The sequence below is a fragment of the Pseudomonas sp. ArH3a genome (assembly GCF_022648765.1).
Classification (GTDB): Bacteria; Pseudomonadota; Gammaproteobacteria; order Pseudomonadales; family Pseudomonadaceae; genus Aquipseudomonas.
This window is the reverse complement of record NZ_CP080330.1, coordinates 5,184,442-5,199,328: the sequence shown is the minus strand read 5'-3', so window position 1 is coordinate 5,199,328 and position 14,887 is coordinate 5,184,442. Positions and strand designations below refer to the sequence as shown.

The following is a 14,887-nucleotide window of genomic DNA, read 5'->3' as shown; positions in this document are numbered from 1 at the left end:
GTTGCCGGACGCCGTCGATGAATACCCCGTCACCCGTAAAGCTTACGCTAGTCATCGCCAGCGTCATCCTCTGTTGGGCCTATTCGCCGATTGGCGTGCACATGGGCTTGCACAGCTACAGCCCCGGCCAGCTGGCGCTGCTGCGGTTTCTGATTGCGTCGGTATTCATGGGCGGCGTGGCCTTGGTGGTGGGCATCGGCCGGCCGCGCTGGCGGGACATGCCGTGGCTGCTGGTGCTGGGTTTCTTCGGCGTTTTTTTGCACCACACCAGCCTCAATTACGGGCAGCAGTGGGTGACGGCGGCGGCGTCGAGTGTGCTGGCGCAGTCGGCGCCGCTGTTCAGCGTATTAATCGCGTTTTTCTGCTTGAAGGAGCAGGTCAGTGCCTGGCGTTGGGGTTGTGTGTTGCTGGGCCTGCTCGGCGTGTTGGTGGTGATCTGGGGCGATCATGGCGTGGCGGATATGGACCCGCGCGGTCTGCTGATTCTGGTGGCGGCAGTGTCGTGGAGCCTGTACTTCGTGATCCAGAAACACTACGCCCATCGCTATAGCCCGCTGACCATGGCGTGTTACATGGTGTGGGCGGGCACGCTGATGCTGTGTGTGAACCTGCCAGGCTTGCCAGCCGCCGTAGCGCGGGCACCGCTGCCGGAAAACCTGTCTGTGTTGGTGCTCGGTATCTTTCCCAGCGCCTTGGCGTATGTGGCCTGGGGGTATGTGTTGAAGCATGTCGAGGTCAGCCGCGCATCGGTGGCGATGTACCTGATTCCGCCAGTGGCGATGGTGATGGCTGCGACACTGTTGGGTGAGCACATTGCCGTGCAGGTGATGCTCGGCGGTGTGATGGTGCTGGCCAGCGTCGCGGCCATCAGCCTGGAAGGCCGTTGGCGGTCAATCGCTCAGGCTGAACGCGCGCAGCCGGTGGCCGTCGAGGTCCTGGGCGACAAAGGTGTAGCCGAAATCCACAGGGGCCGGTGACTGAATAATCGTCGCGCCGCATGCTGCCCATTGATCATGCAGCGCATCGACACCAGCCTGGTCTGGCAGTGAGAAGCCCACTTCGCTACCGCCGCCGGTCATTTGCGCCGCCGGCTCCACGGTGTGCCGCGACCACAGCCCCAGCTTCACGCCGTTGTCGAGGATGAACAGGGCAAACGTCGGGTTGAGCTCCACCGGCGGCTTGCCCAGCAGGCGGCTGTAGAAGTTGGCGCTGGTGGCCGGGCTGTCGACATACAGCAGGAAGTAGTGGGCGACGGTGTTCATGCAGGCTCCTTGAGAACAGGCGGTTAAGTGCGCCCAGTCTATAAGGCGGTGCTGTCAGTTCTTGTCAGGAGTCGGCAGGGGTTGCGGATCTTCCCCGGTGTAAAGCTTGATGATGTCATCGATTTCGCCGGACATTTTCATCCGCAACAGCGTGCGCAAGATCCGCTGCACCGGCACGTTCGGGTCATTGCGCACGATGCAGCCCAGGCTTTGCTCGTCGATCACTGCAACCTTGTGCAGCCGCTTATCCTGGGGCATCTTCAGGTTGAAGCGGTCCAATATCCATTCGTTGATCACCGCGTATTCGAAACGCCCGGCCACCAGCTTGTGCAGCACCAGCTCTTCGCTGCGCGAGTCGTCGCGGGTCAGTTGGCCTTGGGCGAAGAGGGGGGCGAGGGCGGCGTAGTGGTAATTGAGCACGGTGCCGATTGGCTGAGGGGCCAGCAAGGTGACCTCTACTGGCTGCTCACGAGCGCTGACCAGCACATTACGCAGCACCATCAGCGGCACGCTCCAGGTGTAATCACCGGACAGGTTGTCGACCCAGGCCTGGGCGACATAACAGCGCACATCAATGTCGCCGTGCTCCATGGCATTGGCGATCCGCGCGCGGGCCAGGACGTGGAACTCGGCCGGGCGCTCGACCTGAGTGGCCAGGCTTAACATCACGTCATACAAAATGCCCTGGGTCGGCCGGTTGTCCTCAATCTGGGCCATGGGCATCCCCCAGCTGTCGGAAACCGAGAAGCGCAACGGCGCGGGTGCCGCGAGGCTGGCAAGGGAAATCATCCATAAGGCGCCCAGGACTACGCGCATACACTCTCCGGGTTCAGGCCTTTGTGGGGCCATTCAGGCAAGCTTAGTCAGATTAGACGAGCGTGCCGGATGCAATTTCCCCCTTGCTCCGCTAGCATTACCGGCTTCCGCTTCCCAGTTGCGACGGTTTTCGATGAGTTATCAGGTTCTTGCACGTAAATGGCGTCCGCGCTCGTTCCGCGAAATGGTCGGCCAGACCCATGTGCTCAAGGCTCTGATCAATGCCTTGGACAGCCAACGGCTGCACCACGCCTACCTGTTCACCGGTACTCGGGGGGTGGGCAAGACCACCATTGCACGCATCATCGCCAAATGCCTGAACTGTGAAACCGGCATCACCTCCACGCCTTGCGGCACCTGTTCGGTGTGCCGGGAAATCGATGAAGGGCGTTTCGTCGACCTGATCGAGATCGACGCCGCCAGCCGCACCAAGGTCGAAGACACCCGCGAGCTGCTCGACAACGTGCAGTACGCGCCGAGCCGTGGCCGCTTCAAGGTCTACCTGATCGACGAAGTGCACATGCTCTCCAGCCATTCCTTCAACGCCTTGTTGAAAACCCTGGAAGAGCCGCCGCCCTACGTCAAATTCATCCTGGCCACCACTGATCCGCAGAAACTTCCTGCAACGATTTTGTCGCGGTGCCTGCAGTTCTCCCTGAAAAATATGACCCCCGAGCGTGTGGTCGAGCATTTGACCCACGTGCTGGGTGTCGAGAACGTGCCGTTCGAAGACGACGCCCTGTGGTTGCTCGGCCGCGCTGCCGATGGTTCGATGCGCGATGCCATGAGCCTCACCGACCAGGCCATCGCCTTTGGTGAAGGCAAGGTCATGGCCGCCGATGTGCGCGCTATGCTCGGCACCCTCGACCACGGGCAAGTCTTCGACGTGCTGCACGCGCTGATCGAAGGCGACGCCAAGGCGTTGCTCGAGGCCGTGCGCCACTTGTCGGAGCAAGGCCCGGACTGGAACGGCGTGCTCTCGGAAATTCTCAATGTGCTGCACCGCGTCGCCATCGCCCAGGCCTTGCCTGAGGGTGTCGACAACGGCCATGGCGACCGCGATCGCGTATTGGCGTTGGCCCAGGCATTGCCGGCCGAAGACGTGCAGTTCTACTACCAAATGGGCCTGATCGGTCGCAGGGACTTGCCCCTGGCACCGGACCCGCGCGGTGGCTTTGAAATGGTCCTGCTGCGAATGCTGGCGTTCCGGCCGGCTGATACGGCAGACGCACCGAGACAGCCGCTAAAGCCAGTGGGGATCAGCCAGGCCACAGTTGATTCCGCCAAACCAGTGGCTGGCGCGGCGGTGGTTGCGCCAGTAGTGGCTGCGCCTGCGCCTGCGCCGGTTGTGCCTGAGCCTGAGCCCGAGCCCGAGCCTGTAGCTGTCGCGCCTGTGGTCGCACCGGAACCGGTGATCGAGCCCGAGCCCGAGCTGGCCGCGGTGGTCGATTTGCCGTGGAACGAGCCTGTAGAGGCCGAAGCCGAACTGCAGCCTTTCGTTGAGCCGGTGCTTGAGACAGCCGGTGAACAGCCCGACTTGACGCCAATGCCAACGCCGACGCCGGACAGTGTGGTGCCCGCCGCGCCCGAGTGGGTGTCCGCCCCAGTGCCGGAGCCGACCGTTGCCCAAGTCGAAGCCGCCACCCCAGGTATTGACCTCGACGACGAGCCACCGCTGGACGAAGACTACATCGAGCCGGACATAGATTCGGCCTACAGCTACCTGGACGACCTGGCCAGCGAGCACACCGCTGAACCGGCGCCTGAGCCCGAAGCCGAACCCGCTGCGGCCCCGGCCACCGGCCTGGCGTTGCAGTGGCTGGAGTTGTTCCCGAAACTGCCGATCTCCGGCATGACCGGCAGCATCGCGGCCAACTGCACCTTGATAGCCATCGATGGCGACCACTGGCTGTTGCACCTGGACCCGGCTCACAGCGCACTGTTCAACGCGACCCAGCAGCGCCGGCTCAACGACGCGCTGAACCAGTACCATGAGCGCACGCTGACCGTCGCCATCGAGTTGATCAAGCCTGAGCAGGAAACCCCGGCCCAGGCCGCGTCACGCCGACGCATCAACCGCCAGCGTGACGCAGAAAATTCGATCCAGGCGGATCCGCTTATCCAGCAAATGATGCAACAGTTCGGTGCGGTCGTCCGTCACGATACTATTGAACCTGTCGAAGCCCCGGTGGCAGCGTCATAACACCGGGCTACTAACTTGATCCACGTACTTTTGAGGTGATTCCCATGATGAAAGGTGGCATGGCCGGCCTGATGAAGCAGGCACAGCAGATGCAGGAAAAGATGGCCAAGATGCAGGAAGAACTGGCCAACGCCGAAGTCACCGGTAAAGCCGGTGGCGATATGGTCAGCGTGGTGATGACCGGCCGTCACGACATCAAGCGCGTGAGCATCGACCCAAGCGTGTTGCCAGGCACCAGCGAAGATGACCTGGAAATGCTTGAAGCGCTGTTCGCCGCGGCCGTCAACGATGCCGTGCGCAAGATCGAAGCCAACAGCCAGGACAAAATGTCCGGCGTGACCGCTGGCATGCAACTGCCGCCGGGCATGAAGCTGCCGTTCTGATCGGCAGCCAATAGCTAGACTCAAATGCCAGGCGTCGCGCCTGGCATTTTTGTCTGTGGCGAGCGGGCTTGTCGAATCGGCGCACCGCCCGCGTTGGGCTGCGAAGCGGCCCCAGTACGTCACTCGAGCTGAACCTCGGTCGAGTCAGCGTGGTCTGCACCCTATACCGATGGATTCGATAAAGGAGCCTCCTCATGCCTCAAGAACCAATTCTCAACCAGCGCATCGTCCTGGTCTCGCGCCCGCAAGGTGCGCCGACCCCGGAAAACTTTCGCCTGGAGCGTGTGAATCTGCCGGAGCTGGCAGACGGTCAGGTCCTCTTGAAAACGCTGTACTTGTCCCTCGACCCGTACATGCGCGGCCGTATGAGCGACGCACCGTCCTACGCCGCGCCGGTGGAAATCGACGAAGTGATGACCGGTGGCGCTGTCAGCCGTGTCGAGCAGTCGCGGTCTCCGAAATTTGCAGTGGGCGACCTGGTGGTCGGCTCCACCGGCTGGCAAAGCCACAGCATTTGCGATGGCCGCAACCTGATGCCGGTGCCCAAGGGCCTGCTCAGCCCGTCGATGGCGTTGGGTGTGCTGGGTATGCCGGGCATGACCGCGTACATGGGCCTGATGGACATCGGCCAGCCCAAGGCCGGGGAAACCCTGGTGGTCGCGGCGGCGTCTGGTGCAGTGGGTTCAGTGGTGGGTCAGGTGGCCAAGCTCAAGGGCTTGCGTGTGGTAGGGATCGCCGGTGGCGCGGACAAGTGCCGCTACGTGGTGGACGAGCTGGGGTTTGACGCCTGCATCGATCACAAGAGCGCCAACTTCGCCAATGAGCTGGCCCTGGCGTGCTTCGAAGGCGTGGATATCTATTTCGAAAACGTCGGCGGCAAGGTGTTCGACGCGGTGCTGCCGCTGCTTAACCCCAAGGCTCGGGTGCCCCTGTGCGGCTTGATCGCCGGCTACAACGCCCATGAAGCGCCCAGCGGGCCTGACCGCTTGCCGGCGCTGCAACGCACCTTGCTGACCAAGCGCGTGCGCATCCAGGGCTTTATCGTGTTTGACGACTATGGCGATCGCCAGCCGGAATTCCTCAGCGCCATGGCGCCATGGGTGCGCGATGGCAAGATCAAGTTCCGCGAAGACGTGGTCGACGGCCTGGAGCAGGCGCCCGAGGCCTTTATCGGTTTGCTCGAGGGGCGCAACTTCGGCAAGTTGGTGGTACGCGTCGCGCAGGATTGACCATTTGACGCTAATCCGAGGCGCGGGTATAAACCGCGTCTCGTTGTTTTGTCGGACCATTCGCTCATGAGCTTCAGCCCCCTGATTCGCCAACTGATCGACGCCCTGCGCACCTTGCCAGGCGTGGGCCAGAAAACCGCCCAGCGCATGGCGCTGCAACTGCTGGAGCGTGATCGCAGTGGCGGCACACGGTTGGCCCAGGCCTTGAGCCAGGCCATGACCGGTGTGGGCCACTGCCGCCAGTGCCGCACCCTCACCGAAGAAGACCTTTGCCCGCAATGCGCTGACACACGCCGCGATGACACGCTGCTGTGTGTGGTCGAAGGGCCGATGGACGTGTACGCGGTGGAGCAAACGGGTTATCGCGGGCGCTACTTTGTGCTCAAAGGGCACCTGTCGCCGCTGGACGGCCTGGGGCCAGAGGCGATCGGCATTCCGCAACTGGTGGCGCGTATCGAAGAACAGGGCACGTTCACCGAAGTGATCCTGGCGACCAACCCGACCGTGGAAGGTGAAGCAACCGCGCATTACATCGCCCAGTTGCTGAGCAATAAAGGCTTGATCACCTCGCGTATCGCCCATGGCGTGCCGTTGGGTGGTGAGCTGGAGTTGGTGGATGGCGGGACGTTGGCGCATTCGTTTGCGGGTCGCAAACCGATCGCGCTTTAAAGAACAGCACAGTCCAAAATGTGGGAGCTGGCTTGCCTGCGATGGCGGTGGATCAGGGACAGTGATGTCGCCTGACACGCCGTTATCGCAGGCAAGCCAGCTCCCACATTGGTTTTGTGTTGCAAGTGAGCTCTTGAAAACCAAGCAAGCGCTTGGTAAGTTCGCTCCACCTCACCGTGGAGCTTGCCGATGTCTGCCTATCAGGACTACTTCGACCCCAGCCACCAATTGGTCCGCGACAGCGTGCGCCGTTTTGTCGAGCGCGAGATGTTGCCGGGCATCGAGCAATGGGAGGAGGCCGAAAGCTTTCCCCGTGAGCTGTACCTCAAGGCCGGTGCGGCGGGGATCCTGGGCATCGGTTACCCCGAAAGCCTGGGCGGCAGCCATGAAGGTGATCTGTTCGCCAAGGTCGCCGCCAGCGAAGAATTGATGCGCTGCGGTTCCGGCGGTGTGGTAGCCGGCCTGGGTTCGCTGGATATCGGCCTGCCGCCGGTCGTCAAATGGGCGCGCCCCGAGGTGCGTGAGCGTGTTGCGCCCCAGGTCTTGGCCGGCGAAAAGATCATCGCCCTGGCCGTGACCGAACCCGGTGGCGGCTCCGATGTGGCCAACCTGCAAACCCGCGCCACCCGTGACGGTGAGCATTACCGCGTGAGTGGCAGTAAAACCTTTATCACCAGCGGCATCCGTGCCGATTTCTACACCGTGGCTGTACGCACCGGCGGGCCGGGCTTTGGCGGCATCAGCTTATTGCTCATCGAAAAAGACACGCCGGGTTTTACTGTCGGCCAACCGCTGAAGAAAATGGGCTGGTGGGCGTCGGACACGGCTGAACTGTTCTTCGATAATTGCAAGGTGCCAGTGGGCAACCTGATCGGCGTCGAGAACATGGGCTTTGCCTGCATCATGGGCAACTTCCAGAGCGAGCGCCTGGCCCTGGCGTTGATGGCCAATATGACCGCGCAGCTGGCGCTGGAGGAAAGCCTCACGTGGGCCGCCCAGCGCGAAGCCTTCGGCAAGCCCATCGGCAAATTTCAGGTACTCAAGCATCGGTTGGCGGAAATGGCCACTGCGGTGGAGGTCTCGCGGGAATTTACCTACCGCCAGGCGGCGAAGATGGCGGCCGGCAAGAGTGTGATCAAGGAAATTTCCATGGCCAAGAACCTGGCCACCGACACCGCTGACCGCGTGACCTACGACGCCGTGCAGATTCTCGGCGGCCAGGGCTATATGCGCGGCAGTCTGGTGGAGCGGCTGTACCGCGACAACCGCATCCTCTCCATCGGCGGCGGGACGCGTGAGGTGATGAATGAAATCATCAGTAAGCAGATGGGGCTTTGATCGGTGGTGCTCTTTCGAACGCTATCGCAGGCAAGTCGAATCGTCGCACCTCAGCTCCCACAGGTGGCCGCGTTCCAATGTGGGAGCCGGGCTTGCCCGCGATGAGGCCCTAACAGACGACCTTTAACGCTCAGTCAGCGCAAACTGCGTCAGGCAAAACGTTGGAATCCCCATGTCTTCCAGGCGCTGCGAGCCACCCAGCTCCGGCAAATCGATAATTGCCGCCGCTTCGAAGATCTTCGCCCCCATGCGCCGCACCAGATTAGCCGCGGCGATCAAGGTGCCGCCCGTGGCGATCAGGTCATCGAACATCAATACCGAGTCGCCTTCACACAAGCTGTCTGCGTGCACTTCAAGGAAGGCTTCGCCGTATTCGGTCTGGTAACCCTCGGCCAGCACGTCAGCTGGCAACTTGCCCTGTTTGCGGAACAGGATCAGCGGTTTGTTCAGTTGGTAGGCGATGATCGAACCGATCAGGAAGCCACGCGCATCCACCGCGCCGATATGGGTGAAGTCGGCTTCGACATAACGCTGGGCAAAACTGTCAGCGACCAGGCGCAGGGCGCGCGGCGATTGGAACAGCGGCGTGATATCGCGAAAGATCACCCCTGGCTTGGGGAAGTCGATGACAGGGCGGATCAGGGATTTGATGTCGAACGAATCGAAGGTCATCGTCGAAGAGTCCTGGAAGCGGAAAACGGACTCGAAGTATACCTGCGGCCTCGCCGATTGGCGCGGCCGCAAGCGTCTGGATCAGACCTCCAGCGAGCCCCCGGCCAGCGCACACAGCTGGATCGGGTCGAGGATGTGTACTTCCTTGCCTTCGGCGGCAATCAGCTCGTTCTGCTGAAAACGGGTGAATACGCGGGACACGGTTTCCACCGCGAGGCCCAGGTAATTACCGATTTCATTGCGCGACATGCTCAAGCGGAACTGGTTGGCCGAGAACCCACGGGCACGGAAACGTGCCGACAGGTTGACCAGGAACGTGGCGATGCGCTCGTCGGCGGTTTTCTTCGATAACAGCAGCATCATCTGCTGGTCGTCGCGAATTTCGCGGCTCATCACGCGCATCAGTTGGCGACGCAACTGTGGCAATTGCAGGGCCAGTTCATCCAGGCGCTCGAAGGGGATTTCGCACACCGAAGTCGTCTCCAGCGCTTGGGCCGACACCGGGTGAATCTCGGTGTCCATGCCCGACAGCCCAACCAGTTCGCTGGGCAGGTGGAAACCGGTGATCTGCTCTTCGCCGCTGTCGCTCAGGCTGAACGTCTTTAATGCCCCCGAACGCACTGCATAAACGGAATCGAATTTGTCGCCCTGGCGGAACAGAAACTCGCCTTTTTTCAGCGGGCGGCCGCGTTTAACGATGTCGTCCAGCGCTTCCATGTCTTCCAAATTCAACGAAAGTGGCAGGCAGAGGGGAGCCAGGCTGCAATCCTTGCAGTGAACCTGGCTGTGAGCGCGCAGTTTAGCTGGCTCGGACATTTCTTAAATCCTTGTGGGAAAACACACATAAGACGTAAGGGTAACGCACTGGGGGGCGATCAGGCCAGCGTGTACAAAAAAGCAGCAGGGTATAAAGATTTTGAGAAAATAGTCGATAAGGAGCTATCGATCATGAACTCGGAGGTTCAAGAGATGCTTCCCCTTAGTACTGAACTCGCCTCTCGCACTTTGATTCAGAAGCTGCCCGAGACGACCAAAAAAGAGCCAGCTCAGAGCGACGCGATCAAGCCCGCTGCTGAAGAGTCCAACCCCGCAGTGTCGGTGACCATTTCCGGTGCGGCGATGAAAGCGGCAGCGGCTGAAAAAACGTCTAACAGTGATATTGACGACAGCGGCCTGTCTGACACCGTCAAAAATCTGCTGAAGATGATTCGCGAGATCAAAAAACAGATTGCCGAGAAACAAGCCGAAATGGCTGCGGTGATGGCTGACAGAAGTCTTAGCCCTGAGCAGGCCCAGGCCAAGGCGGCCAGCCTGCAATCTGCCTTGGCTGGGCTGCAGAGCGCGCTGGGCACTGCCCAGGCGTCCCTGTCCAAGGCGATGAAAGACATGAGCGCTGAGACTGCGGCCAAGACCGCCAGCCTGGCAATGAAGTAACTGCCCTCAGATCACCCGCGAGAATCGCTGCCTGTTCTGATGCTCCAGGTAGGCATCGAACACCATGCACACCGAGCGCACTAACAAGCGCCCGGCGGGCAGTACGCGAATGCCCTGTGCGTCCAGTTCGATCAGCCCGTCTGCGGCCATTGTCTCCAGTTGCGGCCATAGTTCGTCGAAATAGCCGCGAAAATCGATATTGAAAGTCTGTTCGACCTGCTCGAATCTCAGGCTGAAATTGCAGATCAACTGCTGAATGACCTCACGCCGTAACCGATCGTCCGTGGTGCACACCAGGCCACGGCTGGTAGCCAGTTGCGCGCCGGCCAAGGCGTTCTGGTAGTGGTTGAGGTCGCTGCTGTTCTGGCAGTACAGGTCGCCGATCTGGCTGATCGCCGACACGCCCAGGCCAATCAAGTCGCAATGCCCGTGGGTGGTATAGCCCTGGAAGTTGCGTTGCAGCGTGCCTTCTTCCTGGGCGATGGCCAGCTCATCATCCGGCAGGGCGAAATGGTCCATGCCGATGTAGCGATAGCCGGCGCGGGTCAACTGCTCGATGGTGGTTTGCAGCATCAACAGTTTTTCCGCCGGGGAGGGCAGGTCGTCGGTGTTGATGCGCCGCTGCGGCATGAAACGTTCCGGCAGGTGTGCGTAGTTAAATACCGACAAACGATCCGGTTGCAGGTTGATCACTTCTTCAACGGTGCGCGCGAAGTTGATCGGCGTTTGCTTGGGCAAGCCGTAGATCAGGTCGATGTTGATCGAGCGAAATTGCAGGGTGCGCGCCGCATCAATCACTGCGCGGGTTTCTTCCAGGCTTTGCAAGCGGTTGACCGCGCGCTGGACCTCGGGGTCGAGGTCCTGCAGGCCGATGCTCACGCGGTTGAAGCCTAGCTCGCGCAGCAGGCCCATGGTTGCCCAGTCGGCTTCACGTGGGTCGATCTCGATGCCGTAGTCGCCCGAGTCATCGTCGAGTAAGTTGAAATGCTGACGCAGGCTTGCCATCAACTGGCGCAGTTCGTCGTGGCTGAGAAAGGTCGGCGTACCACCGCCGAAGTGCAACTGCTCCACCGGTTGTTTCGGGTCGAGGTGGCAGGCTACCAGCTGGATTTCCTGCTCCAGGCGTTGCAGATAGGCCTGGGCGCGGCCACGGTCCTTGGTGATGACCTTGTTGCAGGCGCAGTAGTAGCAAATGTTCGCGCAGAACGGCACGTGCACATACAGCGACAAGGGACGCACGGCCTTGCGGCTGTCGCGCAGGGCATGGAGCAGGTCGAAAGTGCCGACCTGGCTGTCGAATTGTACGGCGGTGGGGTAGGACGTGTAGCGCGGCCCCGCCAAGTCGTAACGGTGAATAAGATCTGTGTCCCAACGAATGGCGTCGAGCATGCGGGCGGTCCCCGGGATTGGCTAGTGGGCCGAGTCTAGGGGCGTGGCGGGTATGGCATCTTGATTTGCATCAACGGGGAGCGGCGCTATGCCACATGGCCTTTTAGTGGCCCATTAGCCAGTGCTGGTGTGGACCTGGCAACGTCCAGATACCGAACAGGATCACCAACAGTCCCCCGGCCACGCGCACACTGCGTTTGCGCAACAACGCCGTAACGCGCTCGGCGGCCAGCCCGGTAGCCAGCAACACCGGCCACGTGCCCAGCCCAAACGCCAGCATCAGCAATGCACTGTCCAACGCATTCCCCTGGCTCGCGGCCCACAGCAGCGTGCTGTAGACCAACCCGCACGGCAGCCAGCCCCACAGCGCGCCCAGCAGTAACGCGCGCGGCAGGCTGGACACCGGCAGCAAACGGTTGGCGACGGGCTGTATGTAGCGCCACAGGCCGCGCCCGAGGCTTTCAATACGGGTGAGCCCGCTCCACCAGCCGGCCAGGTACAGGCCCATGCTGATCAGCAGCAAGCCGGCGAGCACGCGCATGAACATCGCCGCTGGGCTGTTGGCCACCGCCCAGCCGGCCAAGCCGATCAATAACCCGGCAGCGGCATAGCTGAGGATGCGACCCAGGTTGTACGCCAGCAGCAGGCGAAAGCGGCGGCTGCGTTGCTCCTTGGGGATCGCCAGGGTCAGCGCGCCCATCAGCCCACCGCACATGCCCAAGCAGTGGCCGCCGCCCAGCAGGCCGAGGATGAGTGCGGAGACCAGCAGCGGCGCCAGTTCAAGCATGGGGCGGGTCTTTGGGCGGTTGCTCTGGCCCGTTGGCTTCGTCGACAGCCGCCAAGTGATTCGGGTCCTGGTCGTCGAACAGCACGCTGTGGGCAGGGCCGTCGAGGTCGTCGTACTGGCCGCTGTCCACTGCCCAGAAGAAGATGTAAATGGCCACGCCCACTAATAGCAGCGCCGCCGGAATCATCACGTATAGAGCTGGCATCTGCACTCCATGCCCGCGCGGCTCAAGCCGGCAACGGGCGGTTTACTAAAGTGGCGCTTTTAGCCGGCGCGCTCGGCAGGCGAGTCAGGCGTAAGGCGTTGAGCACCACGGTCAACGAGCTGAGGGACATGCCGATCGCCGCCCAGATCGGAGTGATCCAACCGAGCGCCGCAAACGGCAGCATAAGGCCATTGTACAGCCCGGCCCACAGCAGGTTTTCGATGATTACCCGCCGCGTGCGCCGCGCCAGGGTAAACGCCTGCACCAGCGCGTCGAGGCGGTTGGACAGCAGCACGGCATCGGCGTTGGTTTTTGCCAGGTCGGTGGCCGAACCCATCGCCACGCTGATATCGGCGGCGGCGAGCACCGGCACATCGTTGACGCCATCGCCGAGCATCAGCACCTTGCGGCCTTCCTTGTGCAGTTGTTGCAGCACCTGCAGCTTGTCGTCGGGGCGCAGGCCGCCGTGAGCTTCGTCGATGCCCAATTCGGCGGCGACACTGGCGACCATCGGCGAGCTGTCCCCCGACAGCAGCAACGTGCGCCAGCCCCGCGCCTTGCACGCGGCCAGCAGGGCAGGCGCGTCGCTGCGCAGGCGGTCATCGAGCACAAACCAGGCGAGGGCGCCGTTACGGTCGCCGAGCAGCAGCAATTGGCCGGCCTCGTCCGGTGACGCGGGGATCGGGCAACCGCTCAGTTCGCAGACAAAACCGGGCTGGCCGATACGCAACGGGCGCTCACCCACGCAGCCTTCCAGGCCCAGGCCGGGGAAACTCAGGACTTCTTCGGCCGCCAGCGGCGCTCGGCCGAAGGCGCGGGCAATCGGGTGTTCGGAGCGGTTTTCGAGGGCGGCGGCGAGGCCCAGGCATTCATCGCTGTTCAGTGCGCTCAAGGGCCGGATCGCACGTAACGCCAGGCGACCTTCCGTCAGCGTGCCAGTCTTGTCGAAAATCACCGTATCGATCTGGTTCAAGCCTTCCAGCACATGGCCACGGGTCAGCAATAGCCCGAGTGTGTGCAGGGTGCCGGTGGCGGCGGTGAGGGCGGTCGGCGTGGCCAGCGACAGCGCGCACGGGCAGGTCGCTACCAGCATCGCCAGCACAATCCAAAATGCCCGCGACGCGTCCAGCTCCCACCACAACAGGCCGATCAATACGGCGGCGATCAGCGAACACAACAGGAACCACTGCGCGGCACGGTCGGCGATTTGCGCCAGGCGCGGTTTCTCGGCCTGGGCGCGTTCCAGCAGGCGCACGATGGCGGACAGGCGTGTGTCATGGCCCAAGGCGCGCACCTCGACGGTCAGCGCGCCTTCGACATTGAGCGTGCCGGCGGTGACCGCATCGCCCACGTGGCGTGGTTGCGGCAGGTACTCGCCGGTGAGCAGCGATTCATCAACGCTCGACTGGCCATCGAGGATCACCCCGTCCGCAGGCAATACCGCGCCGGGATGCACCAATACGCGGTCACCCACGGCCAATTCGCTGAGCAGAATGCGTTCGCTCTGGCCATCCTGTTTGAGGCGCAGGCACGAGGCGGGTAACAGGTTGACCAACTGCGCGGTGGCGGCGGCCGTGCGTTCCCGCGCTCGGCGCTCCAGGTAGCGGCCGGCCAGCAGGAACAGCGCGAACATGCCCACTGCGTCGAAATACAACTCGCCGACGCCAGTGATGGCGGTCCAAATGCCCGCCAGGTACGCGCCGCCAATCGCCAAGGACACCGACACATCCATGGTCAGGTGGCGCGTGCGCAAGTCACGCAGGGCACCTTTGAAGAAGGGTGCACAGCTGTAGAAGACGATGGGCGTGGTCAGAAACATCGCCACCCAGCGCAGGATCACGTGCAGCTCGGGGCTCAGGTCGACATTGAATTCCGGCCAAGTGGCCATGGTCGCCATCATCGCCTGGAACCACAGCAACCCTGCCACACCCAGTTGGCGCAGGGCCAGACGGTTCTCGCCAGCCAGTTGCTCGGCGGCGCGATCCGCCTGGTAAGGGTGGGCGGCATAGCCGATGTGGCGCAGCTCGCTGAGCAGTTGGCTCAACGGCAATTGCCCGTCGGCCCAGCGCACGTGCAGGCGGTGGTTGGACAGGTTCAGCCGCGCCTCGGCCACAGCGGGCAGGCTGCGCAGGTGTTTCTCGATCAGCCAGCCACAGGCGGCGCAACTGATGCCTTCCATCAACAGGATGGTTTCGGCAAGGTCGCCGTCGTGGCGCACAAAGGGTTTTTGCACATCGGCGCGGTCGTACAGCGCCAGTTCATCGACCAGTTGCACCGGCAGCGCCTCGGGGTTGGCTGAGGCTTCGCTGCGGTGTTGGTAATAGCTTTCCAGGCCACCGGCCACGATGGCCTCGGCCACCGCCTGGCAACCCGGGCAGCAGAGTTCGCGGCGCTCGCCGAGGATTACGGCGGTAAACCGGCTGCCGGGCGGCACGGGCAGGGCGCAGTGGTAGCAGGGGGTTGGGGTGCTCATGGGTATAGATCTTAGTCGGCTGTCCGA

15 protein-coding genes are annotated in these 14,887 nt (G+C 62.4%); 7 read left to right on the top strand and 8 right to left on the bottom strand.

The genetic code is table 11. The annotated features are described in order from the left end of the window. Nucleotides 1-17: 17 nt before the first annotated feature. The gene (locus tag K0P33_RS23760; protein ID WP_242151828.1) at nt 18-977 is read left to right on the top strand and encodes a DMT family transporter; all 960 of its coding nucleotides are present in this window, start codon (nt 18-20) and stop codon (nt 975-977) included. On the opposite strand, the gene K0P33_RS23755 is transcribed toward K0P33_RS23760, so the two are convergent. Next, the gene (locus tag K0P33_RS23755; protein WP_242151825.1) at nt 891-1,262 is read right to left on the bottom strand and encodes a VOC family protein; all 372 of its coding nucleotides are present in this window, start codon (nt 1,260-1,262) and stop codon (nt 891-893) included. The genes K0P33_RS23760 and K0P33_RS23755 overlap by 87 nt on opposite strands. Nucleotides 1,263-1,316: 54 nt before the next feature. Then, a complete protein-coding gene (locus K0P33_RS23750; protein ID WP_094949595.1) occupies nt 1,317-2,078 on the bottom strand; it encodes a transporter substrate-binding domain-containing protein in 762 nt (253 codons plus the stop codon). A gap of 133 nt (nt 2,079-2,211) precedes the next feature. On the opposite strand from K0P33_RS23750, the gene dnaX reads away from it, so the two are divergent. The 5 genes from dnaX to K0P33_RS23725 all read left to right on the top strand — a co-directional run bounded on the left by dnaX (nt 2,212) and on the right by K0P33_RS23725 (nt 7,900). After that, complete coding sequence (gene dnaX / locus K0P33_RS23745; RefSeq protein WP_242151822.1) at nt 2,212-4,281, top strand: DNA polymerase III subunit gamma/tau; 2,070 nt, start codon at nt 2,212-2,214, stop codon at nt 4,279-4,281. Between the two features lie 44 nt (nt 4,282-4,325). Then, complete coding sequence (locus K0P33_RS23740; RefSeq protein WP_094949597.1) at nt 4,326-4,664, top strand: YbaB/EbfC family nucleoid-associated protein; 339 nt, start codon at nt 4,326-4,328, stop codon at nt 4,662-4,664. Nucleotides 4,665-4,858: 194 nt separating this feature from the next. Beyond that, nucleotides 4,859-5,893: an NADP-dependent oxidoreductase gene (locus tag K0P33_RS23735; protein ID WP_094949598.1), complete on the top strand. Its 1,035-nt coding sequence runs from the start codon at nt 4,859-4,861 to the stop codon at nt 5,891-5,893. A 66-nt stretch (nt 5,894-5,959) separates the two neighbouring features. Beyond that, complete coding sequence (gene recR, locus K0P33_RS23730; protein ID WP_094949599.1) at nt 5,960-6,562, top strand: recombination mediator RecR; 603 nt, start codon at nt 5,960-5,962, stop codon at nt 6,560-6,562. Between the two features lie 189 nt (nt 6,563-6,751). Next, nucleotides 6,752-7,900 (top strand): acyl-CoA dehydrogenase family protein, encoded by a 1,149-nt coding sequence (locus tag K0P33_RS23725; protein WP_242151819.1) that lies wholly within the window; start codon nt 6,752-6,754, stop codon nt 7,898-7,900. A 123-nt stretch (nt 7,901-8,023) separates the two neighbouring features. Here K0P33_RS23725 and K0P33_RS23720 read toward each other — a convergent pair whose 3' ends face one another. Next, nucleotides 8,024-8,572, bottom strand: a complete 549-nt coding sequence (locus K0P33_RS23720; protein WP_242151816.1) for an adenine phosphoribosyltransferase — start codon at nt 8,570-8,572, stop codon at nt 8,024-8,026. Nucleotides 8,573-8,653: 81 nt separating this feature from the next. After that, nucleotides 8,654-9,388 carry a fumarate/nitrate reduction transcriptional regulator Fnr gene (gene fnr, locus K0P33_RS23715; RefSeq protein WP_242151813.1) on the bottom strand — a complete coding sequence of 245 codons (735 nt, stop codon included), beginning with the start codon at nt 9,386-9,388 and terminating at the stop codon, nt 8,654-8,656. 153 nt (nt 9,389-9,541) lie between these two features. Between fnr and K0P33_RS23710 the strand changes: the two genes are divergently transcribed. Further along, on the top strand, nt 9,542-10,006 hold the full coding sequence (locus K0P33_RS23710) for a hypothetical protein (RefSeq protein WP_094949635.1): 465 nt from the start codon (nt 9,542-9,544) through the stop codon (nt 10,004-10,006). 6 nt (nt 10,007-10,012) lie between these two features. Here the strand turns inward: K0P33_RS23710 and hemN are convergent, their stop codons facing one another. From hemN to K0P33_RS23690, 4 genes are all read right to left on the bottom strand, one after another. After that, entirely contained in the window at nt 10,013-11,395 is a 1,383-nt protein-coding gene (hemN, locus tag K0P33_RS23705; protein ID WP_242151809.1) for an oxygen-independent coproporphyrinogen III oxidase, read from the bottom strand. Between the two features lie 103 nt (nt 11,396-11,498). Next, on the bottom strand, nt 11,499-12,182 hold the full coding sequence (locus tag K0P33_RS23700) for a sulfite exporter TauE/SafE family protein (RefSeq protein WP_094949604.1): 684 nt from the start codon (nt 12,180-12,182) through the stop codon (nt 11,499-11,501). Then, on the bottom strand, nt 12,175-12,387 hold the full coding sequence (gene ccoS / locus K0P33_RS23695; RefSeq protein WP_017735332.1) for a cbb3-type cytochrome oxidase assembly protein CcoS: 213 nt from the start codon (nt 12,385-12,387) through the stop codon (nt 12,175-12,177). The genes K0P33_RS23700 and ccoS overlap by 8 nt, the downstream gene beginning before the upstream one ends. Nucleotides 12,388-12,409: 22 nt before the next feature. Continuing rightward, nucleotides 12,410-14,860 (bottom strand): heavy metal translocating P-type ATPase, encoded by a 2,451-nt coding sequence (locus K0P33_RS23690; protein ID WP_242151804.1) that lies wholly within the window; start codon nt 14,858-14,860, stop codon nt 12,410-12,412. Nucleotides 14,861-14,887 lie beyond the last annotated feature (27 nt).

Coding starts and splice junctions, on each gene's coding strand:
- K0P33_RS23760 (WP_242151828.1), top strand. CDS start 18: ATGAATACCCCGTCACCCGTAAAGCTTACGCTAGTCATCGCCAGCGTC.
- dnaX (WP_242151822.1), top strand. CDS start 2,212: ATGAGTTATCAGGTTCTTGCACGTAAATGGCGTCCGCGCTCGTTCCGC.
- fnr (WP_242151813.1), bottom strand. CDS start 9,388: ATGTCCGAGCCAGCTAAACTGCGCGCTCACAGCCAGGTTCACTGCAAG.
- hemN (WP_242151809.1), bottom strand. CDS start 11,395: ATGCTCGACGCCATTCGTTGGGACACAGATCTTATTCACCGTTACGAC.
- recR (WP_094949599.1), top strand. CDS start 5,960: ATGAGCTTCAGCCCCCTGATTCGCCAACTGATCGACGCCCTGCGCACC.
- K0P33_RS23735 (WP_094949598.1), top strand. CDS start 4,859: ATGCCTCAAGAACCAATTCTCAACCAGCGCATCGTCCTGGTCTCGCGC.
- K0P33_RS23720 (WP_242151816.1), bottom strand. CDS start 8,572: ATGACCTTCGATTCGTTCGACATCAAATCCCTGATCCGCCCTGTCATC.
- K0P33_RS23700 (WP_094949604.1), bottom strand. CDS start 12,182: ATGCTTGAACTGGCGCCGCTGCTGGTCTCCGCACTCATCCTCGGCCTG.
- K0P33_RS23740 (WP_094949597.1), top strand. CDS start 4,326: ATGATGAAAGGTGGCATGGCCGGCCTGATGAAGCAGGCACAGCAGATG.
- K0P33_RS23710 (WP_094949635.1), top strand. CDS start 9,542: ATGCTTCCCCTTAGTACTGAACTCGCCTCTCGCACTTTGATTCAGAAG.
- K0P33_RS23690 (WP_242151804.1), bottom strand. CDS start 14,860: ATGAGCACCCCAACCCCCTGCTACCACTGCGCCCTGCCCGTGCCGCCC.
- K0P33_RS23750 (WP_094949595.1), bottom strand. CDS start 2,078: ATGCGCGTAGTCCTGGGCGCCTTATGGATGATTTCCCTTGCCAGCCTC.
- ccoS (WP_017735332.1), bottom strand. CDS start 12,387: ATGCCAGCTCTATACGTGATGATTCCGGCGGCGCTGCTATTAGTGGGC.
- K0P33_RS23725 (WP_242151819.1), top strand. CDS start 6,752: ATGTCTGCCTATCAGGACTACTTCGACCCCAGCCACCAATTGGTCCGC.
- K0P33_RS23755 (WP_242151825.1), bottom strand. CDS start 1,262: ATGAACACCGTCGCCCACTACTTCCTGCTGTATGTCGACAGCCCGGCC.